Source organism: Streptomyces sp. NPDC046909 (genome assembly GCF_040644695.1).
In the GTDB taxonomy this organism is placed as follows: domain Bacteria; phylum Actinomycetota; class Actinomycetes; order Streptomycetales; family Streptomycetaceae; genus Streptomyces.
In genome coordinates, this window is the sequence record NZ_JBEYXC010000007.1 from 81,263 (window position 1) to 106,505 (window position 25,243).

Annotated in this window: 23 protein-coding genes; 9 read left to right on the top strand and 14 right to left on the bottom strand. The window is 70.9% G+C overall.

The features are described 5' to 3' along the window. Positions 1–3: 3 nt before the first annotated feature. A complete protein-coding gene (dnaE, locus tag ABZ928_RS23965; RefSeq protein ID WP_361522447.1) occupies positions 4–3,495 on the top strand; it encodes a DNA polymerase III subunit alpha in 3,492 nt (1,163 codons plus the stop codon). Further along, entirely contained in the window at positions 3,492–4,460 is a 969-nt protein-coding gene (locus ABZ928_RS23970; RefSeq protein WP_361522450.1) for a hypothetical protein, read from the top strand. The genes dnaE and ABZ928_RS23970 overlap by 4 nt, the downstream gene beginning before the upstream one ends. Positions 4,461–4,477: 17 nt before the next feature. On the opposite strand, the gene ABZ928_RS23975 is transcribed toward ABZ928_RS23970, so the two are convergent. Beyond that, positions 4,478–4,852: a cupin domain-containing protein gene (locus ABZ928_RS23975; protein ID WP_289918466.1), complete on the bottom strand. Its 375-nt coding sequence runs from the start codon at positions 4,850–4,852 to the stop codon at positions 4,478–4,480. Between the two features lie 55 nt (positions 4,853–4,907). Between ABZ928_RS23975 and ABZ928_RS23980 the strand changes: the two genes are divergently transcribed. Together ABZ928_RS23980 and ABZ928_RS23985 are read left to right on the top strand one after the other, a co-directional pair. Further along, complete coding sequence (locus ABZ928_RS23980; protein ID WP_361522453.1) at positions 4,908–5,351, top strand: MarR family winged helix-turn-helix transcriptional regulator; 444 nt, start codon at positions 4,908–4,910, stop codon at positions 5,349–5,351. Between the two features lie 130 nt (positions 5,352–5,481). Then, entirely contained in the window at positions 5,482–6,348 is an 867-nt protein-coding gene (locus tag ABZ928_RS23985) for an alpha/beta fold hydrolase (RefSeq protein ID WP_361522456.1), read from the top strand. 100 nt (positions 6,349–6,448) lie between these two features. Here ABZ928_RS23985 and ABZ928_RS23990 read toward each other — a convergent pair whose 3' ends face one another. Then, the gene (locus ABZ928_RS23990; RefSeq protein WP_361522459.1) at positions 6,449–7,462 is read right to left on the bottom strand and encodes a lytic polysaccharide monooxygenase; all 1,014 of its coding nucleotides are present in this window, start codon (positions 7,460–7,462) and stop codon (positions 6,449–6,451) included. A 140-nt stretch (positions 7,463–7,602) separates the two neighbouring features. Between ABZ928_RS23990 and ABZ928_RS23995 the strand changes: the two genes are divergently transcribed. Further along, positions 7,603–8,052, top strand: coding sequence for a GNAT family N-acetyltransferase (locus tag ABZ928_RS23995; RefSeq protein WP_361522462.1), 450 nt, complete (start codon positions 7,603–7,605; stop codon positions 8,050–8,052). A 36-nt stretch (positions 8,053–8,088) separates the two neighbouring features. Here the strand turns inward: ABZ928_RS23995 and ABZ928_RS24000 are convergent, their stop codons facing one another. Beyond that, positions 8,089–8,223 carry a hypothetical protein gene (locus tag ABZ928_RS24000; RefSeq protein ID WP_360941478.1) on the bottom strand — a complete coding sequence of 45 codons (135 nt, stop codon included), beginning with the start codon at positions 8,221–8,223 and terminating at the stop codon, positions 8,089–8,091. 173 nt (positions 8,224–8,396) lie between these two features. Between ABZ928_RS24000 and ABZ928_RS24005 the strand changes: the two genes are divergently transcribed. Continuing rightward, the gene (locus ABZ928_RS24005; RefSeq protein WP_361522464.1) at positions 8,397–9,011 is read left to right on the top strand and encodes a class I SAM-dependent methyltransferase; all 615 of its coding nucleotides are present in this window, start codon (positions 8,397–8,399) and stop codon (positions 9,009–9,011) included. Here the strand turns inward: ABZ928_RS24005 and ABZ928_RS24010 are convergent. Continuing rightward, positions 9,008–9,520 (bottom strand): DUF402 domain-containing protein, encoded by a 513-nt coding sequence (locus tag ABZ928_RS24010; protein WP_361522467.1) that lies wholly within the window; start codon positions 9,518–9,520, stop codon positions 9,008–9,010. The genes ABZ928_RS24005 and ABZ928_RS24010 overlap by 4 nt on opposite strands. Continuing rightward, positions 9,501–10,430 (bottom strand): GNAT family N-acetyltransferase, encoded by a 930-nt coding sequence (locus tag ABZ928_RS24015; RefSeq protein ID WP_361522470.1) that lies wholly within the window; start codon positions 10,428–10,430, stop codon positions 9,501–9,503. Before ABZ928_RS24015 ends, ABZ928_RS24010 begins: the two co-directional genes overlap by 20 nt. 94 nt (positions 10,431–10,524) lie before the next feature. Here ABZ928_RS24015 and ABZ928_RS24020 point away from each other — a divergent pair, with 94 nt between their 5' ends. After that, positions 10,525–10,896 (top strand): GntR family transcriptional regulator, encoded by a 372-nt coding sequence (locus tag ABZ928_RS24020; RefSeq protein WP_361522472.1) that lies wholly within the window; start codon positions 10,525–10,527, stop codon positions 10,894–10,896. Positions 10,897–10,936: 40 nt separating this feature from the next. Here ABZ928_RS24020 and ABZ928_RS24025 read toward each other — a convergent pair whose 3' ends face one another. Both ABZ928_RS24025 and ABZ928_RS24030 read right to left on the bottom strand, forming a co-directional pair. After that, entirely contained in the window at positions 10,937–11,662 is a 726-nt protein-coding gene (locus ABZ928_RS24025) for a DUF72 domain-containing protein (protein ID WP_361522475.1), read from the bottom strand. A 19-nt stretch (positions 11,663–11,681) separates the two neighbouring features. Further along, entirely contained in the window at positions 11,682–12,776 is a 1,095-nt protein-coding gene (locus ABZ928_RS24030) for a DUF5925 domain-containing protein (protein ID WP_361522478.1), read from the bottom strand. 159 nt (positions 12,777–12,935) lie between these two features. Between ABZ928_RS24030 and ABZ928_RS24035 the strand changes: the two genes are divergently transcribed. Beyond that, positions 12,936–14,366, top strand: coding sequence for a xylan 1,4-beta-xylosidase (locus ABZ928_RS24035; RefSeq protein ID WP_361522481.1), 1,431 nt, complete (start codon positions 12,936–12,938; stop codon positions 14,364–14,366). A 27-nt stretch (positions 14,367–14,393) separates the two neighbouring features. On the opposite strand, the gene ABZ928_RS24040 is transcribed toward ABZ928_RS24035, so the two are convergent. From ABZ928_RS24040 to ABZ928_RS24070, 7 genes are all read right to left on the bottom strand, one after another. Continuing rightward, positions 14,394–18,245, bottom strand: a complete 3,852-nt coding sequence (locus ABZ928_RS24040; protein WP_361522484.1) for a lipopolysaccharide biosynthesis protein — start codon at positions 18,243–18,245, stop codon at positions 14,394–14,396. Beyond that, positions 18,238–19,038: a polysaccharide deacetylase family protein gene (locus ABZ928_RS24045; protein WP_361522487.1), complete on the bottom strand. Its 801-nt coding sequence runs from the start codon at positions 19,036–19,038 to the stop codon at positions 18,238–18,240. The genes ABZ928_RS24040 and ABZ928_RS24045 overlap by 8 nt, the downstream gene beginning before the upstream one ends. Beyond that, positions 19,031–20,020: a glycosyltransferase family 2 protein gene (locus ABZ928_RS24050; RefSeq protein WP_361522490.1), complete on the bottom strand. Its 990-nt coding sequence runs from the start codon at positions 20,018–20,020 to the stop codon at positions 19,031–19,033. Before ABZ928_RS24050 ends, ABZ928_RS24045 begins: the two co-directional genes overlap by 8 nt. Continuing rightward, positions 20,017–20,838 carry a glycosyltransferase family 2 protein gene (locus ABZ928_RS24055; protein ID WP_361522492.1) on the bottom strand — a complete coding sequence of 274 codons (822 nt, stop codon included), beginning with the start codon at positions 20,836–20,838 and terminating at the stop codon, positions 20,017–20,019. Before ABZ928_RS24055 ends, ABZ928_RS24050 begins: the two co-directional genes overlap by 4 nt. 377 nt (positions 20,839–21,215) lie before the next feature. Next, positions 21,216–22,322: a GNAT family N-acetyltransferase gene (locus ABZ928_RS24060; protein WP_361522495.1), complete on the bottom strand. Its 1,107-nt coding sequence runs from the start codon at positions 22,320–22,322 to the stop codon at positions 21,216–21,218. Between the two features lies 1 nt (position 22,323). Beyond that, complete coding sequence (locus tag ABZ928_RS24065) at positions 22,324–22,731, bottom strand: hypothetical protein (protein WP_361522498.1); 408 nt, start codon at positions 22,729–22,731, stop codon at positions 22,324–22,326. Positions 22,732–22,925: 194 nt separating this feature from the next. Continuing rightward, positions 22,926–24,131, bottom strand: a complete 1,206-nt coding sequence (locus ABZ928_RS24070; protein WP_361522501.1) for a S8 family peptidase — start codon at positions 24,129–24,131, stop codon at positions 22,926–22,928. 317 nt (positions 24,132–24,448) lie between these two features. Here ABZ928_RS24070 and ABZ928_RS24075 point away from each other — a divergent pair, with 317 nt between their 5' ends. Then, a complete protein-coding gene (locus ABZ928_RS24075; protein WP_361522504.1) occupies positions 24,449–25,243 on the top strand; it encodes an SGNH/GDSL hydrolase family protein in 795 nt (264 codons plus the stop codon).

Below are 25,243 nucleotides of genomic sequence, written 5' to 3' on the forward strand. Positions count from 1 at the left end.
CGGATGCCTGGGATCACGCATCTGCACACCGTCTCCGGGTTCTCCCTGCGCTACGGCGCCTCCCACCCGGAGCGGCTGGCCGAGCGCGCCTCCGAACGGGGCATGGACGCCCTCGCCCTCACCGACCGCGACACCCTCGCGGGCACGGTCCGCTTCGCCAAGGCCTGCGCGAAGGCGGGGGTGCGGCCGCTGTTCGGCACGGAGCTGGCGGTCGCGGAGCATGAGCCCGTACGGCGGGGCACTTCCGTGCGGCAAGGCGATTCCGTACGGCCTGAAAGGCGCCGCGCCCCCGTGCGCGGAGGTGCCTTCATCGATGAGTCGACACCCCGGGTCACCTTCCTCGCCCGCGACGGCGCCCGCGGCTGGGCCGACCTGTGCCGGCTCGTCACGGCGGCGCACGCGGGAGAGGGGACACCCCTGCTGCCGTGGGCGGACAACAAGGGCGACGGCCTGACCGTTCTGCTCGGCCCCGCCTCCGACGTCGGCCGCGCCCTCGCCGCCGGACGCCCCGACCGGGCCGCCCGCCTCCTCGCCCCCTGGCGGGAGATCTACGGCGACGCCCTCCGCCTGGAGGCCGTCTGGCACGGCCGCGAGGGCACCGGACCCGGCTCCCTGCGCCTCGCCGCCCGCACGGTCGGCTTCGCCGCCGAGCAGCGGGTACGTCCCGTGCTCAGCAACGCCGTCCGGTACGCCGACCCCGGCCAGGGCCCGGTCGCCGATGTCCTGGACGCGGCCCGCCGCCTGGTCCCGGTCGACCCGACGAAGGAGCTGGACTCCGGCGAGGCCTGGCTCAAGGACGCGTCCGCCATGCTGACCGCGGCCGAGCGGATCGTGGAGGCCGCGGGCTTCCGGCGCGACACCGCCCACCGCCTCCTGGAGCAGACCCGGGCGACGGCCGCCGAGTGCCTGGTCGACCCCGAGGACGACCTCGGCATCGGCACCGTCCACTTCCCCGAACCGCACCTCGTGGGCGCGGACCGCCGTACCGCCCAGCGGACGCTCGCCTCCCGGGCGGCGGCCGGGATGGTGCTGAAGGGATACGCCGGCCGGTACGCCTACTGGGAGCGGATGCACCAGGAGCTGGACATCATCGCCCACCACGGCTTCGCCTCCTACTTCCTGACGGTCGCTCAAGTGGTGGACGACGTACGGGACATGGGCATCCGGGTGGCCGCGCGCGGCTCCGGCGCCGGGTCCCTCGTCAACCACCTCCTCGGCATCGCCCACGCCGACCCCGTCGAACACGGGCTGCTGATGGAGCGGTTCCTGTCCAAGCGGCGTCTTGTGCTGCCCGACATCGACATCGACGTGGAGTCCGCGCGCCGCCTGGAGGTCTACCGCGCGATCATCGGCCGGTTCGGCACCGAGCGCGTCGCGACGGTCGCGATGCCGGAGACCTACCGGGTGCGGCACGCGATCCGGGACGTGGGCGCGGCCCTGTCCATGGACCCCGCCGACATCGACCGCATCGCCAAGTCCTTCCCGCACATCCGCGCCCGCGACGCCCGCGCGGCCCTGGAGGAACTGCCCGAACTCCGGGCGCTGGCGGGGGAGCTTCAGCGGGAAGGGGCGAAGTACGGCAGGCTCTGGGAGCTGGCCGAGGCCCTCGACGCCCTCCCGCGCGGAGTCGCCATGCACCCGTGCGGAGTGCTCCTCTCCGACGCGTCCCTGCTGAGCCGTACGCCGGTCATGCCGACCAGCGGCGAGGGCTTCCCCATGTCGCAGTTCGACAAGGAGGACGTCGAGGACCTCGGGCTGCTCAAACTCGATGTCCTGGGCGTGCGGATGCAGTCGGCGATGGCGCACGCGGTCGCGGAGGTGGAGCGGGCGACGGGGGACCGGATCGACCTGGACGCCGTACCGCCGGGCGACCCGGCGACGTATCAACTCATCCGTTCCACCGAGACGTTGGGCTGCTTCCAGATCGAGTCGCCGGGTCAGCGGGACCTCGTCGGGCGGCTCCAGCCGGCCACCTTCCACGACCTCGTCGTCGACATCTCGCTGTTCCGGCCGGGGCCGGTCGCCGCCGACATGGTGCGGCCGTTCATCGAGGCGCGGCACGGGCGGGCGCCCGTCCGGTACCCGCACCCGGATCTGGCGGGGCCGCTGGAGGGGACGTACGGGGTCGTCGTCTTCCATGAGCAGATCATCGACATCGTCGACATCATGACCGGCTGCGGACGGGGCGAGGCGGACCGGGTGCGGCGCGGGCTGTCCGATCCGGAGTCGCAGGGGCGGATCCGGTTCTGGTTCGCGCAGCACGCGGCGGCGAACGGGTATTCCGCGGAAACGATTCAGCGAACCTGGGAGATCATCGAGGCCTTCGGGTCCTACGGCTTCTGCAAGGCGCACGCGGTCGCCTTCGCCGTACCGACGTACCAGTCGGCGTGGCTGAAGGCGCATCACCCGGCCGCCTTCTACGCGGGGCTGCTCACGCACGACCCCGGGATGTATCCGAAGCGGCTGCTGCTGGCGGACGCGCGGCGGCGGGGGGTGCCGATCCTGCCGTTGGATGTGAACCGGTCGGCGGTCGCCCACCGTATCGAACTGGTGTCTGAATCCAAGGATTCCCGGAGGTCCCGGAGCGTGTGGGGGCTTCGGCTCGCCCTCTCCGACGTCCATGGCATCAGCGAGGCGGAGGCGGCGCGGATCGCGGACGGGCAGCCGTACGCCTCGCTCCTTGACTTCTGGGAGCGGGCGCGGCCGAGCCGGCCGCTCGCCCAAAGGCTGGCGCAGGTCGGTGCGTTGGACTCCTTCGGGGCCAACCGGCGTGATCTGCAACTGCACTTGACCGAGCTGCACCGGGGTGCGCGGGGTGCCGGAGGAGGTCAACTCCCGCTGGCGGGTGGGCGGAAGACGGCCCCCGCCGGGCTGCCCGACCTGTCCTCGGCCGAGCGGCTCAGCGCCGAACTGGGCGTGCTGTCGATGGACGCCTCACGCAACCTGATGGACGACCACCGGGAGTTCCTGGACGAGCTGGGCGTGGTCGACGCGCGCCGGCTGCGAGACGCGCGGCACGGGGAGACGGTCCTGGTCGCGGGTGCCAAGGCGGCCACCCAGACGCCGCCGATCCGGTCCGGCAAGCGGGTCATCTTCTCCACCCTGGACGACGGCACCGGCCTGGTCGACCTCGCCTTCTTCGACGACTCCCACGACGCCTGCGCCCACACCGTCTTCCACTCCTGGCTGCTGCTGGTGCGCGGGGTGGTGCAGCGGCGCGGCCCGCGCAGCCTCAGCGTGGTGGGCGCCGCCGCCTGGAACCTCGCCGAACTGGTCGAACTGCGCGCCGAGCACGGCCTCGACGCGGTCTCCGCCCGGCTGGCCGAACCCGTGCCGGAAGGGGCCGGTGGGGCGAGTGAGGATCCGACCGGCGGCCGGCGCATCCAAATGCCGACGGGATACGAACTGCATCCGTGGGCCGATCTGCGACCTGCGGGTCAAGAGCCTTCACAGGTACGGAAGTTGTGGCACCAGAGTCCGGGGAGTGCGGGATGACCATCCTCTGTGTACGTTTCCAGCTGCCGCCGTCGGGTGAGGCGGCGCTGCCCGCGCTGCTCGGACTGCTGGAGGACTTCACCCCGGTCGTCGAGGCGCTGCCACCGGACGGCGCGCTGGCCGATCTGCGGGGCGCCGAACGGTACTTCGGACGGGACGCCGTCGAACTGGCCTCGGTGATCCGGGTCCGCGCCCTCGCCCTGCACGGGGTCGACTGTGTGATCGGCGCCGGGCCCGGGCGGATGCTGGCCCGGATGGCGATGAAGGACGCGCGGCCCGGGGTGACCCGCGCGGTGTCCGAGGAGTCGGTCGCCGACTTCCTTGCCGAGAAGCCCGTCGCCGCGCTCCCCGGCGTCGGCACGGCCACCGCCCGCACCCTGTGCGAGTACGGCCTCGACACCCTCGGCCGGGTCTCCGCCGCGCCCCTGTCCACGCTCCAGCGCCTGGTGGGCGCACGCGTCGGCCGCGAGCTGCACGAGAAGGCGAACGGTGTCGACCGCGGCCGGGTGATCCCAAACGCGATCTCCCGCTCCCTCGCCGCCGAACGCCCCTTCACCCGCGACGAGTTGGACCCCGAGCGGCACCGGCGCGCCCTGCTCGCCGCCGCCGGTGAACTCGGCGCCCGGCTCCGCGCCCTCGACAAGGTCTGCGGCGCCCTGACCCTCACCGTCCGCTACGCCGACCGCTCCTCGACCAGCCGCACCCGCACCCTGAAGGAGCCGACCGCGCACTCGGCGGCGCTGACCAGGACGGCCTACGACCTGTACGAGGCGCTGGGTCTCCAGCGGGCCCGGGTCCGCGCGATCGCCCTGCGCGCCGAGGCCCTCGGCCCCGCCGAACAGGCCTCCCACCAGCTCACCTTCGACCCCGCCGACGAGAAGCTCCGCCGGATCGAGGAGGTCGCGGACCGCGTACGGGCCAAGTTCGGCCCGCACGCGGTGATGCCGGGGGCGCTGGCGGCGTAAGTCCCGTCGTGGGTCGGTCAGTTGGCCCACGGGGGAGTGATGACCGTGCCGTCGGCGAGCTCGGCCGACAGGCCGATCGATGTGGTGACCCAGGTGAGGGCGGTGTGCTCGGTCGGGTTCTCGACGGCGAGGGTCGCACCGGGGTTGATGATCAGGGTGTCGCCCGCGGTGACCCGGTCGGTGCGGTCGTCGAGGGTGATCAGGAGTTCGCCGACCAGGATGTGCAGGATCTCCTCACGGCTGACGGTGTGGGCGGGAGCCTTTGTGCCGGGAGGGATCTCCCCGCGCCAGGCGCACAGTTCCTTGGAGCCGGTGAGGGGAGTGGCGTACGAGACGAAGCGGGCGCCGTGGATCTCGTGCGTGACGGCGTCGGATGAACGGATGACGGGCATGCGGGACCTCCGAGTCGACCGATGGATAGTCAAGTAGCTTGACTATAATTCGCCCGTGCAGAACTTCGAAGCGATTTCTCTGACCGCCGCCCTGCTCGCCGCCGCCGGTGATCTGACCCGGCGTATCAATGACGGTGTCGTCGCCCGGGGGTTCGAGGCGCGGCCCGCGTACGGGTTCGCGTTCACCCGGCTCGCTCCGGACGGGGCCACGGTCACCGATCTCGCGACGCATCTCGGGGTGACGAAACAGGCGGCGAGTCAGCTGGTCGAGGAGCTTGTGCGGAAGGGGTATGTCGAGCGGCGGGCGCATCCCGTTGACGCTCGGGCCCGGCTGATCGTGCTGACCGAGCGGGGGTGGGCCTGTACCCGGGCCGCGGAGGAAGCCGCTGGTGAGGCTGTGCGGGAGTGGGTCGGGCTGGTCGGTGAGGGTGAAGTACGGGCGTTGCGTGATCACTTGGTGCGCATTGCGCCCTATGGTCCCATCAGGCCTGCCTGGTGACTTTTTACTGACGCGTAACTTCACACTTGGGCTACTCACTCGTAACTTGACGAATGAACAGCATCCTCGTGATCCGGATCACAGGGCGTAAGGCCGTCGCAACTCCCTTGAGCCGCAAGGAGATCACACGATGCTGCCCTGGAAACGAGTGCTCAGACCCCTGGCCGCGCTGCTGCTGACCGCCACGGTCGCAGTCGTCCCCGCCACCACCACCGCCTATGCCGCCGCCGACTCGACGAGCAGCGGCTGGAACGACTTCTCCTGCAAGCCGTCCGCCGCCCATCCCCGCCCCGTCGTCCTCGTGCACGGCACCTTCGCCAACTCCGTCGACAACTGGCTGGGCCTCGCGCCGTACCTGAAGACCCGCGGGTACTGCGTCTACTCCTTCGACTACGGCCAACTGGCGGGCGTCCCCGTCTTCTACGGCCTCGGCCCGATCGACAAGTCCGCCGAGCAGCTCTCCGTCTTCGTCGACAAGGTGCTCGGCTCGACCGGCGCCGCCGAGACCGACGTCGTCGGCCACTCGCAGGGCGGCATGATGCCCCGCTACTACCTCAAGTTCCTCGGCGGCGCCGCCAAGGTGAACGCCCTCGTCGGCATCGCGCCCGACAACCACGGCACCACCCTGAACGGCCTCGCCAACCTGCTGGCCTACTTCCCGGGCGCCGCGGACCTGCTCTCCACCGCTACCCCCGCCCTCGCCGACCAGGTCGCCGGATCGCCCTTCCTCACCAAGCTCAACGAGGGCGGCGACACCGTGCCCGGCGTCACGTACACGGTCCTCGCCACCAAGTACGACGAGGTCGTCACGCCGTACCGCAGCCAGTTCCTCAGCGGATCCGGCGTCCACAACGTCCTGATCCAGGACCTCTGCCCGCTCGACCTCTCCGAGCACGCGGCGATCGGACTGCTCGACCTGATCGCCTTCCACGAGGTGAGCAACGCGCTCGACCCCGCGCACGCCAGCCCGACCACCTGTGCGTCCGTCTTCGAGTAGCCGGCAGTGATTTCGATTAGTCAGCAGTAACACGTGTCACGCGTGTGCGGGGGGTGTCCGGCCTGAGCCGCCGGACACCCCCCCGCCCCCCATGGTGCGACTAACGGCCGTGCCGGCCGCCGCTCACCGCGCGCCGCCGGACCGACCCGAACAGGAGCGCCGCACCGGCCGCGAGAACGGCCGCGCCGCCCATCGCGAGATACGGGGTGCTGCTGTCGCCGCCGGTCTCGGCGAGGTCCTCCGTGGCACCGGCCGCCTTCACGTCGCTGACGGGAGCGGCGGCGGACGTCTCCGACTCCGTCGCCTCCGCCGCGGCCGGCTCCGCGGACGTACTGGCGTCGTTGTCACCGTGGCCGCCGTGTTCGACCGTCGACTCGTCCGCGCCCTCCTCGATCTGCTCCTCGGAGGGGGCGGAGGCGCTCGGGGCCGGGCTGGTCGTCGTACCGCCACCGCTGCCGCTGCCGTCGCCGCTGTCACCGCCGCCGAACGTGACGTCCGAGCAGGAGTAGAACGCCTCCGGGCTGTCCGAGCGCTGCCAGATCCCGTACAGGAGGTGGGCGCCCGAGCGCTCCGGGAGGGTGCCGGAGAACGTGTAGTAGCCGTTCGTCGCGGTCGGGTCGGTGGCTGTCGCGACCGGGTGGGCGAGGTCCAGGTCGTCCCAGGCCAGCGGCTGCGCCGGGTCGTAGCCGGCCTTGGTGATGTAGACCTTGAACGTGCCCTTGTGCGGGGCGGTCACGCGGTACTTGAAGGTGTACGAGCCGCTGCTCACGCTCGTCGTCGGCCAGTCCGCGCGGGCCAGGTCGAGGCCCTTGAACTCGTCGTTGTTCGCGCTGCACAGCTTGCCGTCCGGGATCAGCGACTGGTGCTGCCCGTTGGCGTCGCCGATGCGCACGCCGTTCCAGTCGTAGAGCGCCTGGGTCCCGCCGGCCGCGACCGCCGCCTCGCAGGCGTCCGACTTCGGGCTCTCGGGACCCTCCGCGTAGCACTGCGCGACCCGGCTGACCGGATCGCCCATCGTGCCGTGCGCCGACGCGGGCGCGGCGGCCAGCGCGGTGAGGGCGAGCGGGGTCAGGCCGAGGGCGGCGACGGCGGCGGCCTTACGGCGTGCGGGCATGGCGGGACTCCTCGGAAGCGGTGCTGGTGGGTGCCGGATCCAAGAAACCCTGAAATCCGCCGCTTGTGGCGGCCGGGAACGATCTTTATGGCCCCCTTAAGGGGCTGCTGAGACTGAGATCAGGTAGGTAGCGTGCGCGCATGACGAACGAGGAGATACGCCCCGCCACTTCGGCCGATGTGCCGAGCGTGAAGACCGTGACCGACGCCGCCTACCACCACTACATCGAGCGCATCGGAGTGGTGCCGCAGCCCATGGAACGGGACCACGCGGCGAACGTGGCCGCGGGGCAGGTGTTCGTCACCGGGGACCCCGCGGTCGGCCTGGTGGTCGTCGAGGAGTACCCGGACCATCTGTACCTCGACAACATCGCCGTCCACCCCGACGCCCAGGGAACGGGCGTGGGGGGACGGCTGCTGCGGTTCGTGGACGCACACGCGCGTGCGCTCGGCCTGTCCGAGGTCAGGCTCTACACCAACGCGATGATGTGGGAGAACCAGAAGATCTATCCGAAGTACGGCTACGAGGTCGTGGAACGACGAGTGGACGGGCCTTACGACCGCATCCACTACCGCAAGCGACTGGTCTGAGCTGTCTGGACGGTCTGAGCGACACGGCGGCCGCCGTCAGCCGTCCGGCCACCAGGTGCGTGCGATGTCCTTTCGCACCTCGGGTCGTCCGGCGGGGCGCTCGTCGGCCTCCTCGCGGATCCGGCGAGTGTCCGTCCTCTTCAGGGGCTTCTGCACGGTGGTACGGCGCATCGCTGCCTCCTTCAGTGCCTACCGAGTTCCGCGTTCTCACGGAGGTAGACCCTTTCGGGGAGAGTTCCTCATCGGTGGCGATCTGTCAGTGGTGACCATCACGATTCCGAGTGGTTTTCGAGTGGACTTCCAGCGAGCTCTGATTGTCAGTGCCGGATGTCACGCTGGGGACCATGACCGATCACAGTGCATTCGAGGCCGACGCGGACGTGGATTGGAACGCGCGGGCGGCTTCCTTCGACGACGAGCCGGACCACGGCCTGCGCGACCCCGAGGTACGCGCCGCCTGGGCGGATCGGCTGCGCTCCTGGCTCCCCGGCCGGTCCTGCGACCTCCTCGACCTCGGCTGCGGCACCGGCAGCCTGTCGCTCCTCGCGGCCGAGCAGGGACACCGCGTCACCGGCGTGGACAGCTCCCGGGCCATGGTCGACCTCGCCCGCGCCAAGCTGGCCGGGCGTGACGCGGCGTTCCAGATCGGTGACGCGGCGGCACCGCCGGTGGGCGAGCAGCGCTTCGACGCCGTCCTCGTCCGGCATGTGCTGTGGGCGCTGCCCGACCCCGGCCGCGCCCTGCGGCACTGGCGCGAACTGCTGCGGCCGGGAGGCCGGCTGGTGCTGGTCGAGGGCGTGTGGGGCACGGTCAGCCCGGCGGGTATACCCGCCGACCGGCTCACGGCCCTCGTCGAGCCGCTCGCCGGGCACGTACGCGTGGAGCGGCTCTCGGACGACCCCGTGCTGTGGGGGAGAGCCGTGACGGACGAGCGGTACGCGGTGCTGGCGACCGTCTAGACGAGCAGGGACTCCAGACCGCCCTCGGCGCCGGCCCGTGCCTCCAGCTCGTCGAGGGCCGTCATCGCGGCGTCCGCCGCCTCGGGATCCGTCCGCGCCAGACCGCTCTCGGCGAACTCGTCCTCGTCCAGACGCCGTACGTCCGTCCCGTCGGCGGAGCGCCACAGGTCCAGGTCGAGATCCTCGACGACGACTTCGGCGCCGTCGACCACGGCCGGGCGGGTGATGTCGCAGTACCAGCCCTTGAGGGTGCCGTCGGCCGCGCGGACCTCCTTCACCGCGTACCAGCGGTCCCGCCAGTAGTGCTCGGTGAAGACGTCGCCGGGCTCGAAGCGGACGAAGCCGAAGTCGCGTACGCCCTCGCCCGCCCAGGCGGCGCGGACCGTGATGTGGTTGCCGTCGTCGGCGATCAGCTCGGCCGGGTAACGGATCTTCGTACGGCCCGCCTTGACGAGGACGACGTCCAAGGTGACCGTCCTGGCCGTCCCGTCAGCCGAGTTCGCGGACATACCGCACCTCCGTCGCACAGATCTCGTAGCCGAACCACTTGTTGATCGCGATCATCGGGCCGTTCCCGGTGTCGTTGCCCGTGAACGCCTCGGTGAATCCGGCGGCGCGGGCGCGGTGCAGGGAGTCGTTCTTGGCGAGCTTGGCCAGGCCCTTGCCGCGGTGGGCGCGGGCCGTGCCGGTCATGGCGGTGCCGTAGCGGGCGCGGCCGTCCGTGCGGGCCAGGCTGAACGCGGCGGGGTGGCCGTCGACCAGGGCGACCGTGGTGAGTTCATGGCTCATCAGCGGCTGGTTCCAGGTCTCCCGGAGCCAGGCCTCGTAGTCCGTGAACTCGTAGTCGACGTCGCTCGGTTCGTCCGCCAGCGTCTGCGCGTCCAGCTCGAACACCGGGCGCGGATCGGCCGCGAAGTCGGCGCCCGAGCGCAGCTCGACGCCCGGCGGCGGCTCCTGGAGCGGGGGCAGCGTGCCGTTCGCGAGGTCCAGGCGCATGAAGTGCGCGGAGCGGCTCGCGCGGTAGCCGTGGCGCTCGGCGAAGGCGCGGTTGTCCGGCTCGTCCAGGACCCAGGCGTACAGCTTCCTCGCGCCCTGGGCCGCCAGGTGCTCCTCGGCGGCGCGGACCAGCGCCGCCCCGGCGCCGCGGCGCGTGTGCTCCGGGTGCACGTACACGTTGACGTAACCCTGGCCGGGCTCCGGGCTGTCGTACACGAGGCCGACCTGGGCCGTGCCGATCACCTCGCCGTCCGCCTCGGCGACGAGGGGGCGGTAGCGGGCCTCGGGGTGCATATGGGCGATGTCGTAGGCGACGGAGTCGGGGGAGTACAGCATGAAGGGGAGGGCACGGTCGCGGACGCGGACGAAGTCCTCCAGGTCGGCTCGGACATCGGGGCGCAGCTCGCGCACGATCACGGTCATGTGGTCCGACGCTACGGGGGTGGCGTACCGCGTTGCCTCTCATTTTCCGGCGGGCCACCGGCGGGGCGGCGGCGGGTGCGGGACAATCGACCCCGTGACCTTGAAGATCGACATCGACGACAGCGCGCCGTCGTACGAGCAGGTGCGGGCGCAGATCTCCGACCAGGCCCGCTCGGGGGTGCTGCCGGTCGGCTACCGGCTGCCGACGGTGCGCGGACTGGCCGAGACGCTGGGGCTCGCGCCCAACACCGTCGCCAAGGCGTACCGGGCGCTGGAGAGCGACGGGGTGATCGAGACGCGGGGGCGCAACGGCACGTTCGTCGCGGCGGCGGGGGCGGCCGCGGAACGGGAGTTGGCGTCGGCCGCGCAGGCGTACGTCGAGCGGGCCCGGCGGTTGGGGCAGAGCGAGGCCGATGCGCTGGCGGCGGTGCGGGACGCGTTGCGGGCGGCTTACGGGGAGGGCTGAGGGGCGGGTTGAGGGGAGTAAAGACAGCGGGCAGCGGGGTTCAGCGGGCGAGAAGCCTCGTGAACGAGCTCGCGTCCCTCACCGCCGCCGCGTTCGGGTCGTTGTTGAAGTACGCGTACACGTCCTCGGCCTCGGTCCACGTCTCCGTCAGCCGCCCCGCCCACGTCTCCAGTGACCGCCTGCCGTACCCCGGCCACTCCTTCGCGCGCCCCTCGTGGAAGCGGACGTACCCCCAGTCCGTCGTCCGCCACAGCGGGGTCACCGGGCGGGCCCGGACATCGGCCCAGCACAGGGCCGCGCCCCGGGACTCCAGTACTCCGCGCACCTCCGGCGTCCACCAGGACTCGTGCCGGGGCTCGACCGCCACCCGGGTGCCGGAGGGGAAGCAGCCGAGGCAGGTGTCCAGGAGGTCCGGGTCGGCCTTCAGGGTCGGGGGGAGCTGGAGGAGCACCGGGCCGAGGCTGGGGCCCAGGCCCTCCGCGTGGTCCATCAGTCTGGTGACCGGTTCCCCGGGGTCCTTCAGGCGCTTGATGTGGGTGAGGTAGCGGCTCGCCTTCACCGCGACCACGAAGTCCGCCGGCACCCGGTCCCGCCACGCCTCGAAGGTCTCCCGGGACGGCAGCCGGTAGAAGGCGTTGTTGATCTCGACCGTCGTGAAGTGCGCGGCGTACTCCTCCAGCCAGAGCCGCACCGGGCATCCGGCCGGATAGAGGACGCCGCGCCAGTCCCTGTACTGCCAGCCCGACGTACCGACGTAACGGGTCACACCTCCATCAAAGCACCCGTCACAGATACAGCCCGGCGTCCGCCCCGCCCCTCGGCTCCGGCAGGGCCGTCGGGGATGTGCCGCGGCGCAGCGCGTACAGCTCCGCCAGGGTCGCGCCCTCGCGGCCCACACCCTCCTCCGTGCCGAGCCAGTCGACGGCCTCGCGGCGGGTCAGCGGGCCCACCTCGATGCGGGCGAGACAGCGGCCGGGGCGGACCACGGCGGGGTGGAGGCGCTCCAGGTCCTCGTTGGTGGTGACGCCGACGAGGACATTGCGGCCCTGGCCGAGCAGACCGTCGGTGAGGTTGAGCAGCCGGGACAGGGCCTGGCCCGCCGTGTGCTTGGCCTCGCCGCGGATCAGTTCGTCGCAGTCCTCCAGGAGCAGCAGCCGCCAGCGGCCCTTGCCCGTGGAGTCGTCCTCGCCGATCGCGATGTCCATCAGGTACCCGACGTCGGTGAAGAGGCGCTCGGGGTCCAGTACGCAGTCCACCTGACACCAGCCCCGCCAGGACCGGGCGAGCGTGCGCAGCGCCGAGGTCTTGCCGGTGCCCGGCGGACCGTGCAGCAGAAGCAGGCGGCCCGCGATGTTCTCCGGGGTCGTGTTCATCAGGCTGTGCATCGCGTCGGCGACCGGGGCGGTGTAGTTCTCCCGCACCTCGTCCCAGGTGCCCGCCGCGATCTGCCGGGTCGTGCGGTGCGGGCCGCGGCGCGGGGAGTAGTACCAGAACCCCATGGTCACGTTCTCCGGCTGCGGCTCCGGCTCGTCGGATGCGCCCTCCGTGGCCTGGTCGAGGACCTTCTGCGCGAGCTCGGCGCTGGTCGCGGTGACGGTGATGTCCGCGCCGCGGTTCCAGCGGGAGATCAGCAGGGTCCAGCCGTCGCCCTCCGCGAGGGTGGCGCTGCGGTCGTCGTCGCGGGCGATGCGCAGCACGCGGGCGTTGTCGGGGAGGAGGGTCGCGGCGGAGCGGACGCGGTCGATGTTCGCCGCGTGCGAGTACGGCTGCTCGCCCGTCGCGAAGCGGCCGAGGAACAGCGCGTCGACGACGTCGGACGGGGAGTCGCTGTCGTCGACGTTGAGCCGGACCGGCAGCGCGTCGTATGGGTTCGCAGACATGCCCGCCATGATCCGGCACAGGGGCGTCGCATGCACCCGGTTTCCGTAGTGCGTCCGGTGTGTCGGATGAGACCGCTTGCGGGTGCTCCGTCCTGTTACAGAGCTGTGCATCTCAAAGACCTGCCGCCACCGCCGTCCCCGCGATTACATTGACCCTTGATGGGACGTCATGGGTGGTATTCGGGGGCACGGCGGTGGCGGCTCACCGCGCTGCTCGGCGTGGGCGCGGTGGCCTTGGCGCTGGTCGTGACCCTCCTCAACACGCTTCCTGGGAACGGCGCTGGCACCGACGGCACCACGCGCGACGGCGGCAAGGCGCACGGCACGCCCACCAGCACGCCGGACGCCGAGACCCCCGAGGTGGGCTGGGGCTTCACCCACACCCAGTACAGCGCCGACGAGGGCAACTCCACCGCCGTCGAGCGGGTCGAGGGGCGCATCGCGGACGTCGGCGGGCTGCCGCAGAACCAGCACATCATGGGCTGGGGCGCCGACAACCCCGAGCCGGTCAAGGGGCGTTACGACTTCGAGGACATGGACCGCCGGATCGACTTCATCCGCGCCTCCGGCTCCACCCCGGTCGTCACCCTGTGCTGCGCCCCGGACTGGATGAAGGGCGGCGAGCCCGGTGTCGGCAACACCGACTGGAGCCAGTCCGCGCTGGAGACCGCGCCGGATCCGGCGTACTTCGACGACTTCGCCGCGCTCGCAGCGACCGTCGCCAAGCGCTATCCGGATGTACGGCACTTCATCGTCTGGAACGAGTTCAAGGGCTTCTGGAACGACTCCGAGGCCCGCTGGGACTACGAGGGCTACACCAAGCTCTACAACCTCGTCTACCGGGCGCTGAAGAAGGTCAACCCGCAGATCATGGTCGGCGGGCCGTATCTCGTGATGGACAGCGTCGATCCGCGCTCCGAGGACGCGTCCACGACCTTCAAGGGGCCGTGGGGCGCCATGGACCAGCGGATCCTCGACGCCTTCGACTACTGGAACAAGAACAAGGTGGGCGCCGACTTCGTTGTCGTGGACGGCTCCAGCTACACCAACGACGACGAGATGCTGCCGAACGAGTTCGCGGCCACCGACAAGTTCACCGCCGTCAGCAAGTGGGTGCGGCAGCAGACCGGGAACCTGCCGCTGTGGTGGGCCGAGTACTACGTCGAGCCCGCCGACGCCGACGACGAACGCGAGGGCTGGTCCGAGGACCGCCGGGTCGCCGTACAGGCCGCCGGGATGATCGCCCTCGCCGAGGGCGGTACGACCTCCGCCCTCTACTGGAACCCGGAGAACGAGAAGGGCACCGACTGCGCCGGCTGTCTCTGGACGCCCACCAGCGGCAAGGACGGCGGGCAGAACCTGCCGATGTTCGACCTCGTCAGCCGGTTCAGCAAGGCGTTCCCGCCGGGGACCGACTACAAGACGGTGTCCGTGGCCGCCGACGACGTGCCCAATGTGCGCGTGCTCGCCACCGACAGGACGGTCCTGGTGGTCAACACCCTGGACCGGCAGATCAGCGCGAAGATCGACGGGCAGAGCTTCGACATGGCGGCCTACGAGGTCAAGTGGCTCACCCGGCAGTCCGGATGAGCCACTGAGCCTCGGTACGCCGAGCCCTCACTTCATCGTCATGAACCGCTGCACCAGCGAGGCCAGCAGCACCGCGAGCAGCGGCAGCGAGAACCAGAAGCTGCTCTGGAGCCACCGCAGTTGCCGCACCCCCGGCCGCACCGCGACCCGGACCACCTCACGTGCCGTCAGCAGCACGATCAGCGCCAGCGCCGCGAGACCGCCGACCACCGACCACGGCGTCCAGGTCACCTGCGGCCCGATCGGACCCGGGTCCGCCTTCGCGACCTTGCCCGCGGGCTCCTTGGCCAGCGCGTACATGGTGACATCCGCGTTGACGAAGACCTGCTTCAACTCCGCCCGCTTGTCGAGGTTCTCGATGAGCCGCGGCTCCCACATCTTCGAGTAGCCGACGTCCATCTCCAGATACGTCACCTGACTGCGGTTGATCATCAGATACGAGTTCGGGCCGGCGTCCTTGAGCGCCTTGACGAGGCTCGACACCAGCACGGGGTCGGTCGGCGCGAGCGTCGGCACGTACTCGACCTTCTCCATGTCCCGCGCGCCCCACGGCATCGCGGGCGTCACGTTGTTGACCGTGTCGTTGCTCAGCCACAGCAGCCGGACCGTCGGATCGTCATGGGCGTACACGTACTCCATGGCGGCGACCTCGCCGGGCCGGATCCGCTCGAACGGCTCGTTGCCCCAACGGGCGATCAGGAAGCCGCCCATGAGGAGCAGACCCGCCATGAGCGCGGCCAGCGGGGCCAGGCTCACGCGGTCCTTCTCGCGCTCCTTCGCCGTGATCCCGGCGCGCGGGAACAGGGCGAGGCCCATCAGCAGGGCCGCGCCGGGCAGCGCGAACATGAAGACGCGCAGCGCCATCTCACCGCCGTACGACTGCATGCCGAAGCCCAGGAACGGTACGAAGGTCAGGACGAGCAGGGCGCGTTCGCGGTAGTGGGCGTCGCGGCGGCGCCACCAGCCCCAGCAGGCGAACGCCATCACACCGCCGGCGAGCAGCACGCGCGTGTAGAGGACGAGCTTGTGCGTGGAGCTGCCGCCCTCGATGCGGCCGCCGACCGACGACTGGACGTTGCTGCCGACGCCGCCGACCCCGCCGAACAGTTCGTCGAAGTGCCCGGACCAGTACGGCTCGGCCATGAAGCCCACCCACACCGCGACCATGACGGCGAACAGGATGGGCAGGCCGCGCAGTTCGGACTTGCCGATCAGGACGAGAGCCGCGAGGACGCCCAGCATCACGAACGGGGTCAGCTGGTGGGCCGGGACGCTCGCCGCGAACAGGCCTATGACGACCATCAGCAGGACCGCGCGCTGGCGGCGGTTGGTCGGCTCGACCTCCGCCTCGCCGGGGCGCTTCTTGGTCCAGAGCACGCGCGGGGCGCGGAAGTAGACCAGCAGGAGCGCCACGAACACCAGGTAGAGGAGATAGGTGAAGCCCTGCGGGGAGAAGTAGTCCTGGCCGACCCAGCCGCTGAGCACGAACACCCACAGGCCGGTCCACTTGGCCCGCCAGCCCGCCCGCATATGGCGCACGAGCAGGAACATCGGGGCCAGATAGAGGAGTTGGATGGCCAGCGGCCACCAGCGGATCAGCTCTGTGAAGTCGGTGACCCCGCAGGCCTGCGCGACGAACGCGGCCGCCGCGAAGAAGCCCGGCCAGCTCCAGCGCGCGTCCAGGTCGGGCACGGCCGAGCCGGTGCGGTCGATGTAGTCGAGGAAGCCCAGATGCTGCCAGGCGGTCGCGAACCGGGGTTCCGTCTCGATCACCGCGGGCAGCGCGTGCAGCGACACGACCGTCGCCAGCAGGGTGATGAGCAGCAGCGCCTTGTGCTCCCGGCCCAGCCACAGCAGCGAGGCGAAGGCCACGGCCAGCAGCGCCGCCCCGACCAGCGTGGGCAGCGGCAGCACGGAGATCAGCCCGAGCCCGCCCATCTCGTCGAGGTCGGCCTCGCCCAGACGCAGCGCGGGCACCCAGTACAGCAGCAGCGACGCGGTCAGCAGACCGCCGAGGACGACCCCGGCCCTGCTGGGCTGCAACCGCTCACGCCACGACAGCGGTGGCGGCGGCGGTGGTGGTTCCTCGGCCACCGGTGACGCCTCTTCCCGTACGGCCTCCTGCTCGCCGTCTCCCTCTCCCCCCAGGTCGAGGGTGCTCTCGAAGGGCGCGTCCACCTCGGTCTCGGCGGGTCCGCCGGAAGCCTCGACCGGTCCCAGCGAGGCCTCCGTCCCCGGTTCCCGCTCCTCGACCGGCAGCCCCACCTCGGGCAGCTTCGCCCAGGTCGGCCGGTGCGCCTCGGGGCGGGGCCGCGGCCGGACCACGGGCATCCCGGTGGGCGGGGTGCCGGGCCCCGGGCGGACGTCCGGGCGGCGTTCCAGGTGGTCGAAGTCGACATGGATACCGAGGGCGAGGGTGTCCTGGTCGAGCGCCCAGGTGGGCCCCCGCTTACGGGCGCCCGGCGTGACGGGAACCTCGCGCGCCCCCAGGTCGGCGAGGTCACCGTCGGGCGCCGCCTCCTCGGGGACGACCCCGCTCGGCACACCCATCGCGGTCCTGTACAGCTTGGGCGCCGCGATCGCCACGATCACCGCGAGCGAGGAGATCTCGGCGACCCCCGCGCCGGTCAGCCCCATCCGCGGGAGCAGCAGCAGCGTCAGACCGAGCACCAGGAAGCACAACAGGCCCTGGAGCCAGGCGAGTCCGGCGGTCCGGCTCTGGGCGCGCAGCACCGCGAAGTACGTCTCCATGACGACCCGCAGCACCGCGCCGACCGCGAACCAGCGCAGCAGCGGGGTCGCCGCGTCGGCGTAGCCCGAGCCGAACACCCCGAGGATCCAGGGTGCGCCCAGGAACAGCAGCCCGCAGATCGGCAGCATGATCCGCGCCATCCGCTTCAGCGCGGCACGGGTGTTGGAGGCCAGGCGCGCAGGGTCGTGGGAGCCCTCGACTGTGAGCGAGGCGCCCATGTTGATGGCGAGGAGGTTGACCGTGCCGCCGATGGTCGTGGTGATGTAGAAGTACGCGTTGTCCTCGGAGCTGACCTGCGAGGCGATGATCACCGGGATCAGATAGACCACGGCGAGCGAGAACAGGGAGCCCGTGTAGTCGCCCGCGAGGAACCGCCCGATCTCCTTCATCGACGGCGGCTGCGCGTGGTCCTCGGTGGCCTTGATGTGCCGGGGCACCAGGCGCCGGAACACCAGCCAGCCCAGCGGCAGCACGGACACCGCGATGGCCGCGACCCACGACACGAAGACCCCGGCGGTCGGGATCGCCACCGCGAACGCGACCAGCAGGCCCAGCTTCACCGCGGAGAACACGGTGTTGCCGACCGGCACCCACAGCGCGCTGCGCAGCCCGGTCAGGACGCCGTCCTGGAGGGTGAGCACGTTCCAGGCGACGACGGCCGCGATGAAGCCGAGGCCGTTCACCGTGCCGTGCAGGAAGCGGTACGACGGCCCCCACACGTCCAGCGTGAGCAGGAAGACGGCCGCGGCCACCGCCACGATCACCGAACTGCCCGCGTAGGTGCGGAAGATGAGCCGCCCGGTGGCCTTGCCCGCGATCGGTATGAAGCGGGCGAGGGCGCCGGTCAGGGTCACCGCGGTCAGGCCCGCGAGGAGCTTCATCGCGGCGATCGCGGCGGAGCCCTGGCCCACCGCGGACTCGGAGTAGTAGCGGGCCGCGGCCAGCCAGAAGCCCAGGCCGAGCACGGCGGAGATCCCCGTGTTCAGCATCAGGGCGTAGGCGTTGCGGAACAGCTGGCTGCCGCCCGGCGACCGGCCGAGGCCGGGCAGCCGGAGGCGGCGCCCGGACTGTTCGGGCGCTTCGGTCACGGATTCGGTGGCCTCGGGGGTGGTCGTCGTGTCAGACACGGGAACGGGTGGCCTTCCGGCGGAGCTGACGTGCTCTTCGGACCATGGCGTACCCCTTGGTGAACGCGCGGTCCCTGGCGAAGTTGCGGGCGACGGCCCGGCCCTCGATCAGCCGCTGGAACTCCTCGGCGTCCGTACTGCGGCGCACGGTCACCCGCAGCAGCGCGTACGGCCCCTGGGGGCGCCGCGCGAGTCCGTTGCCGACGGCGAGTGCCTGGGCGTACCCCGTCTCGCGGACCTTCTCGCGCACCCGGCGGCTGGAGTAGCCGTAGGGGTAGGCGAAGGAGGCCGGGACGGTGCCGAGTTCGTCCGCGACGATCTCCTTGCAGAGGATCAGCTCCCGGCGCAGCGCGTCGTCGTCGAGCTGGTCGAGCTGCGGATGGGTGTGGCTGTGGCCGCCGATCTCGACGCCCTCCGCGGCGAGTTCACGGACCTGGGACCAGTCCAGCATGGTGTCCAGGGCGTGCCCGTTGTCGTGCGGCCCGCGCAGCCACGCCGTGGAGACGAACAGGGTGGCGGCGAAGCCGTGCTTGGCGAGCACGGGCAGGGCGTGCCGGTGCACGCCCTCGTAGCCGTCGTCGAAGGTGACCAGGACGGGCCGCTCGGGCAGCGGCCGGCCGGAGCGCCAGTGCGCCGCCAGCTCGGCCGTGGTGATGGGGGTGTGCCCCAAGTCCCGGATGATTTCCATCTGTTGGGCGAACGCGTCCGGGGCGACGGACAGCTCGCGGGTCGCCTCGTTCGGATCGGTCGCCACCGCGTGGTACATGAGAATCGGCACGCGCGTGTCAGCCATCGGATCCCCCCTCGATCCGCGCCACCTGGAAGGTGGCGCCCCCCTTCCGCGCCCGGACACTGCCCACCACGTACCCACCGGCGGCCGTCAGCACCCCCGCGACGATCGCGCCCGCCCGCCCCGCGCCGCCCGGCCGGGCCAGCACGGCGTCCCGCAGCCCGCGCACCACCCCGGCGGGCAGCACCCGGGTGGTGTACCGGCGCTCGGACTCAAGTCCCTTGTCCGCGCCGACACTTCGGGCGACAAGGGCCTTCGACAGCCCCTCGGCGTACGTCCGCGTGCGGAAGTACCCGAAGTGCTCGCGCGCCTCGGGCACCCGGTGGTGGATCACCGCCCGGTCGTCGATCAGCAGCACCGCGTCCGGTCTGGCCCGGGTCAGCCGGATGCACAGCTCGGTCTCCTCGCAGCCCAGCGGACGCTTGTCGCCGTCGCGTCCGATGCCGGTGGCGAAACCGCCGGCCGCGTCGAACGCCGTACGCCGGAACGAGGCGTTGCCGCCGAGGACGTTGCGGACCTGGACCAGGCCCTCGGGCAGCCCCTTGTAGGTGCAGCCCACCACCCAGTCGAACTCCTCCGGGAACCAGGCCGGGCGCCGCCGCGACGCCCAGATCGGCACCGTACGGCCGCCGACCGCCATCACCCGCGGATCGGCGTACCCGGCGGCGAAGTGGCGCAGCCAGTCGCGTTCGGCGACGGCGTCGTCGTCGAGGAAGGCGATCACCGCGCCCCGCGAGGCGGCGATGCCGGTGTTGCGGCCCGCGGACAGGCCACGGGGGCCCGCGTTGGCGAGCACCCGCACGGTCTCGGCTTCCTTGTACTCCTTGGTCAGCCGGTCCAGGAGCGCCGCGTTGTGGTCGACGACCAGCAGCGTCTCCCGCGCCGGATACGACTGCGCCCCGACCGAGGCGACCGCCGCGAGGATGTCCTCCCAGCGGTCCTCGGTGTAGACGCAGATCACGACGGAGATGTCGGGATCGCTCAAGACGCCTCTCCCCGGACCGAGTCGAGCATCGGGGAGTGATGGGCCTGCCGGCGCAGCTCACGCCGGTTGGAGCGCTCCCCGAGGATCACCTTGAGGACCCGGAACCCGTCGCGTACGGCCCGCAGATTGCTCGCGCCGTGGATCCGGAGGTACTCGTAGCTGGGTATCTCCTGCACCTTCAGCCCGGCCTTGACGACCCGGATGTTCATCAGGGTCTCCACCTCGAAGCCCGTGCAGTCGAGGTCGATCTTGTCGAGGCAGTGCCGCCAGAACGCGTTGTATCCGTAGCAGAGATCCGTGTAGCGGGCGCCGAACTTGCGGTTGACGATGGTGCACAGCGCCCAGTTGCCGAGCTTGCGGATGAAGGTCATGTCGTCGGTGCCGCCGCCGTTGGCGAAGCGGGAGCCCTTCGCGAAGTCCGCGCCCGAGACCAGGGCGGAGACATAGCTGAGGATCTCGTGCCCGTCGGCCGAGCCGTCCGCGTCGATCATGACGATGATGTCGCCGGTGCAGGCGTCGAACCCGCTGGTGAGCGCGTCCCCCTTGCCCTTGCCGCGCTGCTTGACGACCTTGACCTCCGGCCACAGACCCCGGGCCACTTCGACGGTGTCGTCCGTGGAGTTGCCGTCCACCAGGACCACTTCGTGGATCCAGTCGGGCAGGGTCTTGAAGACGTACGGGAGATTCTCCGCCTCGTTCATGGCGGGGATCACCACACTCACCGGAGGCGCGATCGCCAGGTGAGTGGAGACGGGCCGGTACTTACCAGCCGTGGACACATCCTGGCCCGTTGACGCAGGGCGCAGAACTGAGCTCATGAGTCTGGTTCCCTCTCGTCCGGCTGGACCGCCCGCCCCTGGGCGGTCCGGCTGTTGTCCGGTTCGAAAGGGGGGTTTGTTCACCTACGGCATGCCGAAAGGGATCTCCGAGCACGCCCGGGTGAGCTGGCAAAGCTGGCCGACAACCGAAACGGCCGCCGGTCGCGCGGCACGACTCGGTCACATGTGCGGTCACCGAGCACGGCACCCCCCTACCGCGCCCCGCCCCGGTCCGTCGCGGTCCTTGAGCCCTCCCCTAGTACCGCTGGGTGACGTGCCGATGCGGGTGAGATGTATGACGGTATTGACGATTGAACCCCTATGGCAAGACCTGGAACCAGGCCTCACGTTTTTGTTGGTTTGACCGTTACGGAACCTTATTGGTTGTGCGATCGGCCCGACCGAAACTTCCCCATCCTCTTCAGGATCCGGTCCGCCGGCTCGAAGAGCTCCGGCCGCGACTGGACGGTGTTGCGCAGCGCCCGGACCGGGGCGCGGCGCGCCCGGTGCCCGAGTGCGACCGGGTGACGCCGGGTCACCCACCCCTCCGACACGGAGATCTCCCGTGTCTTGAGGGAGTCCTTGTACTCCTTCTGCCCCCGCCCCAGATCCAGGTACGCGATGCCGTCGGCAGCGGCCGCCTCCGCCATCCGCAGGTGCAGGACGAGGCCCGGCGAGTACTTCGAGAACGCCGGGTCGTACGCCGGGAACCAGCAGGCCAGCACGCGTTCGGTACGCAGCCCGAAGTGTGCCGCGATCGGCTTGCCGCCCGCGTACAGCACCGACAGGATCCCCGCGAACGGATCGGACCGGGTGTGGAACAGCTGCTCCACGAGACGGGTGATCCACTCGTGCGCGAAGCGGTCGCTGCGCCCGGTCCTGCGGTACTGCGCCGACTTCCAGCCCATCAGGGTGCGCAGCGCCGCCGGGTCCCGCTCGTCGTGGACGTAGCGCACCGCGCCGGCGTCCCGGCCGAGCTTGCGCTCCTTGGCCAGCGTGGTCCTGGTGAACTTCGGGGCGTGGGCGCGCAGATGGGCCAGATAGGCCTCGTAGCCCTGATCGACGTCCATGACCGGGGACGGGTAGCTGCCGGTGCTGCCGACGGCGAAAGGATCCTGCCCGTCCACCAGGTGATCGAACTCCCAGACGGCGAGTCCGCAGGCGCGCAGCAGCTCCTGGGCGTCCCACGTGAAACCGGGCCGGTGCACCAGCCCCTGCGCGTCCGAGACCCCGAGGCCGACGGCCCGCCCCACCCCGGTGGCGCTTCTCTGGAACGGGAAGAACGCGGCCGGCTCCCCGTCCTCCCGCACCACCGCGATCCGTACGCCCCGCCTGCACCGGCCCACCGCGAGCGTGAACTCGGGGGACAGGAACGGGTTCGCCAGCTCCGGGGATCCCTGGAGATGGGCCTTGGACTGCAACGAGGTCCACGCCGCCCGGTCGGCGGCACTCAGTTCGCCGGGGCGGTACACGCTGATGTCCACGTCAGGGAGTCCGTCCCGTCGTCGTACGGCCGCCTCGGCGCCGCACCCAGACCAGCAGCAGGAGAAGGGCGCTGATCGCGGTGACGGCCACGATCCCGCCGCGCCAGGACCAGCGGTGGGTGGCCAGCATGCCCTGGGCCACCAGCATGTTGACGACGACCGAGCCCGCGAGTGCGGTGATCACCCGGCCGAGCGGTGCCAGGCCGCGCAGGGCGGCGAAGAGTGCCGCGGAAGGCGCGGCCAGCAGGAAGAACAGAGTGAGGGGGCCGCGCAGCGGTGAGTCCGAGCCGGCCAGCGCGAGGATCGCCCCGAACCCGCCGACCGCCGTGGCGGCGCCCGCGAGCAGCGGCGACAGGTCTCTCTCCGGTCCTGTCCGCGCGCGCTCGGCGTCCGTTGAAGATGCCTTCATACGTATGGTCTGCATTGGCGACTTTGCCCCCCGAAGCGCCGGATGCGAGGCTTCAATGTCGCGCAGGGGCGCGCGCGCCGTCAAGACCGAAAAGCCCCGCGCTCCACGGTTGGTACGGACAATGAGACAAGTGTTCCCCGGAGGCTGAAGTCGCCTCCGGGGAACGGTCGTTCAGGTGATGCGCTCCGCGAGCCTTACGACACGAGCTTCAGGAGCTTGTTCGGCGAGCCGGTGCCCGCGCTGGTGACCACGCCGGAGGTGGCGCCGGCCACCAGGGCCGAGGCGACCGTGGCCGGGGTGGCCGAGGTGTGTCCGGCCAGGTAGACCGCCGCGGCGCCCGCGACGTGCGGGGTCGCCATCGAGGTGCCGGAGAGCGTGGCGGTGGCGGTGTCGCTGGTGTTGTAGCCCGCGATGATCGACGAGCCCGGGGCGAAGATGTCCAGCGTGGAGCCGTAGTTCGAGTAGCTGGCCTTGGCGTCCGTGCTGGTGGTCGCGCCGACCGTGATCGCGGTGGCGACGCGGGCCGGGGAGTACGAGGAGGCGTTGGCGGAGCTGTTGCCCGCCGCGACCGCGTAGGTCACACCGCTCGCGATGGAGTTGGCGACCGCCGTGTCCAGCGAGGTGGAGGCGGAGCCGCCGAGCGACATGTTGGCGACCGCCGGGGTGGTGTGGTTGTTGGTCACCCAGTTGATGCCCGCGATCACACCGGCCGTGGTGCCGGAACCGGAGTTGTCGAGCACCCGGACCGCCACGATGTTCGCCTTCTTGGCGACGCCGTAGGTGGTACCCGCGATCGTGGTGGCCACATGGGTGCCGTGGCCGTTGCCGTCGGAGGCGGTGGTGTCGCCGTCGACCGCGTCATAGCCGTACGAGGCACGGCCGCTGATCTGGGTGTGGGTGATGCGCACGCCGGTGTCGATGACGTATACGGTCACGCCGCTGCCCGCGGTGTCCGGGTAGGTGTAGGTCCCGGAAAGCGGAAGCGCGGCCTGGTCGATGCGGTCGAGGCCCCAGGGGGCGCTGGACTGCGTGGTGTCGGCCAGCTTGACGACCTGGTTCTGCTCCACGTAGGCCACGGCGGGGTCCGCCGCGAGTCTCTTGGCCTCGGTGGCGGAGAGGGTGGCCGAGTAGCCGTTCAGGACGGTGCCGAACGTCTTCTTGACCGTGCCGCCGTACTCCTTGACCAGGTTCTTTCCGGCGCTGGAGGACGCCTTGAGACCCGCGGAGCCCGACTTGAGCGTGACGATGTAGCTGTCCTTGACCGCGGTGGGGGAATCAGCGGCAAGGACCTTGCCCTCGGCCGGGGCGGCCTGTGCGGGAAGGGCGGTGAGTCCGCCCACGAGGGCGGCGGACGCCAGGCTGGTTATCGCGGCGATCCGGAACTTACGCAGTTGTGCCATGCGAGGGAGTCCTCCTCTTAGGCGACGCGCGCTTGGGTGGGCACGCGTCCGTGGGGGTGGGTGCGCGTCGTCGCGCACACGGGCCCGGAACGTCGCGTTCCCGTCCCGGACTTGAGTAAAGACTGGGTTATCTACCGGTGTAGATCAAGGGAGCTGAACACCTGTCAACAAATCTGTCATGCACGCGTAATCAAACACGCAGCGAACTCACAGGATCGCGGTGTGTAAGGACGGAAAAGTCTTGGCATGGACACTTCCCGTCAACACGCGTAGTTGCTACGACGGTTGAGGCAGAGATCCTGCTAAAGGGAGGTTCCATGAGACGTTCCCGATTTGCCGCTTACGTCACCTCGCTCCTCCTCGCCGTCGGCGCCGCACTGGCCGGGGCAACCCCCGCCCAGGCCGCCACCGGCCCCTACGTGGCCCTCGGCGACTCCTACTCCTCCGGAGTGGGCGCCGGCAGCTACCTCTCCTCAAGCGGCGACTGCAAGCGCAGCACCAAGGCCCACCCCTACCTCTGGGCCGCCGCCAACTCACCCTCGACGTTCAGCTTCACGGCCTGCTCGGGCGCTCGAACGGGTGATGTTCTGGCGAACCAGCTGGCCCCGCTGAACAGCGCCACCGCCCTGGTCTCCATCAGCATCGGCGGCAACGACGCCGGCTTCTCCGACGTCATGACCACCTGTGTGCTCCAGTCCGACAGCTCCTGCCTCTCCCGCATCAACACGGCCAAGGCGTACGTCGACTCCACGCTCCCCGGCCAACTGGACAGCGTCTACTCGGCGATCAGCACCAGGGCGCCCAACGCCCATGTCGTCGTGCTCGGTTACCCGCGCTTCTACAAGCTCGGCACCACCTGCGTGGGCCTCTCCGAGACCAAGCGCAAGGCGATCAACGACGCCGCCGACTACCTCGACAACGCCATCCAGAAGCGCGCCGACGCCCACGGCTTCACCTGGGGCGACGTACGCTCCACCTTCACCGGCCACGAGATCTGCTCCGGCAGCTCCTGGCTGCACAGCCTGAACTGGCTCAACATCGGCGAGTCGTACCACCCCACCGCGGCCGGCCAGTCCGGCGGCTACCTGCCCGTCCTGAACAGCGCGGCCTGA

Bases quoted from the DNA above. Each gene is read 5' to 3' on its own strand.
- ABZ928_RS24035 (WP_361522481.1), top strand. From the start codon at position 12,936: ATGGGACGTCATGGGTGGTATTCGGGGGCACGGCGGTGGCGGCTCACC.
- dnaE (WP_361522447.1), top strand. From the start codon at position 4: ATGCCTGGGATCACGCATCTGCACACCGTCTCCGGGTTCTCCCTGCGC.
- ABZ928_RS23995 (WP_361522462.1), top strand. From the start codon at position 7,603: ATGACGAACGAGGAGATACGCCCCGCCACTTCGGCCGATGTGCCGAGC.
- ABZ928_RS24000 (WP_360941478.1), bottom strand. From the start codon at position 8,223: ATGCGCCGTACCACCGTGCAGAAGCCCCTGAAGAGGACGGACACTCGC.
- ABZ928_RS24005 (WP_361522464.1), top strand. From the start codon at position 8,397: ATGACCGATCACAGTGCATTCGAGGCCGACGCGGACGTGGATTGGAAC.
- ABZ928_RS23985 (WP_361522456.1), top strand. From the start codon at position 5,482: ATGCTGCCCTGGAAACGAGTGCTCAGACCCCTGGCCGCGCTGCTGCTG.
- ABZ928_RS24030 (WP_361522478.1), bottom strand. From the start codon at position 12,776: ATGTCTGCGAACCCATACGACGCGCTGCCGGTCCGGCTCAACGTCGAC.
- ABZ928_RS23990 (WP_361522459.1), bottom strand. From the start codon at position 7,462: ATGCCCGCACGCCGTAAGGCCGCCGCCGTCGCCGCCCTCGGCCTGACC.
- ABZ928_RS24065 (WP_361522498.1), bottom strand. From the start codon at position 22,731: ATGAAGGCATCTTCAACGGACGCCGAGCGCGCGCGGACAGGACCGGAG.
- ABZ928_RS24075 (WP_361522504.1), top strand. From the start codon at position 24,449: ATGAGACGTTCCCGATTTGCCGCTTACGTCACCTCGCTCCTCCTCGCC.
- ABZ928_RS24055 (WP_361522492.1), bottom strand. From the start codon at position 20,838: ATGAGCTCAGTTCTGCGCCCTGCGTCAACGGGCCAGGATGTGTCCACG.
- ABZ928_RS24010 (WP_361522467.1), bottom strand. From the start codon at position 9,520: ATGTCCGCGAACTCGGCTGACGGGACGGCCAGGACGGTCACCTTGGAC.
- ABZ928_RS24015 (WP_361522470.1), bottom strand. From the start codon at position 10,430: ATGACCGTGATCGTGCGCGAGCTGCGCCCCGATGTCCGAGCCGACCTG.
- ABZ928_RS24045 (WP_361522487.1), bottom strand. From the start codon at position 19,038: ATGGCTGACACGCGCGTGCCGATTCTCATGTACCACGCGGTGGCGACC.
- ABZ928_RS23975 (WP_289918466.1), bottom strand. From the start codon at position 4,852: ATGCCCGTCATCCGTTCATCCGACGCCGTCACGCACGAGATCCACGGC.
- ABZ928_RS24070 (WP_361522501.1), bottom strand. From the start codon at position 24,131: ATGGCACAACTGCGTAAGTTCCGGATCGCCGCGATAACCAGCCTGGCG.
- ABZ928_RS23970 (WP_361522450.1), top strand. From the start codon at position 3,492: ATGACCATCCTCTGTGTACGTTTCCAGCTGCCGCCGTCGGGTGAGGCG.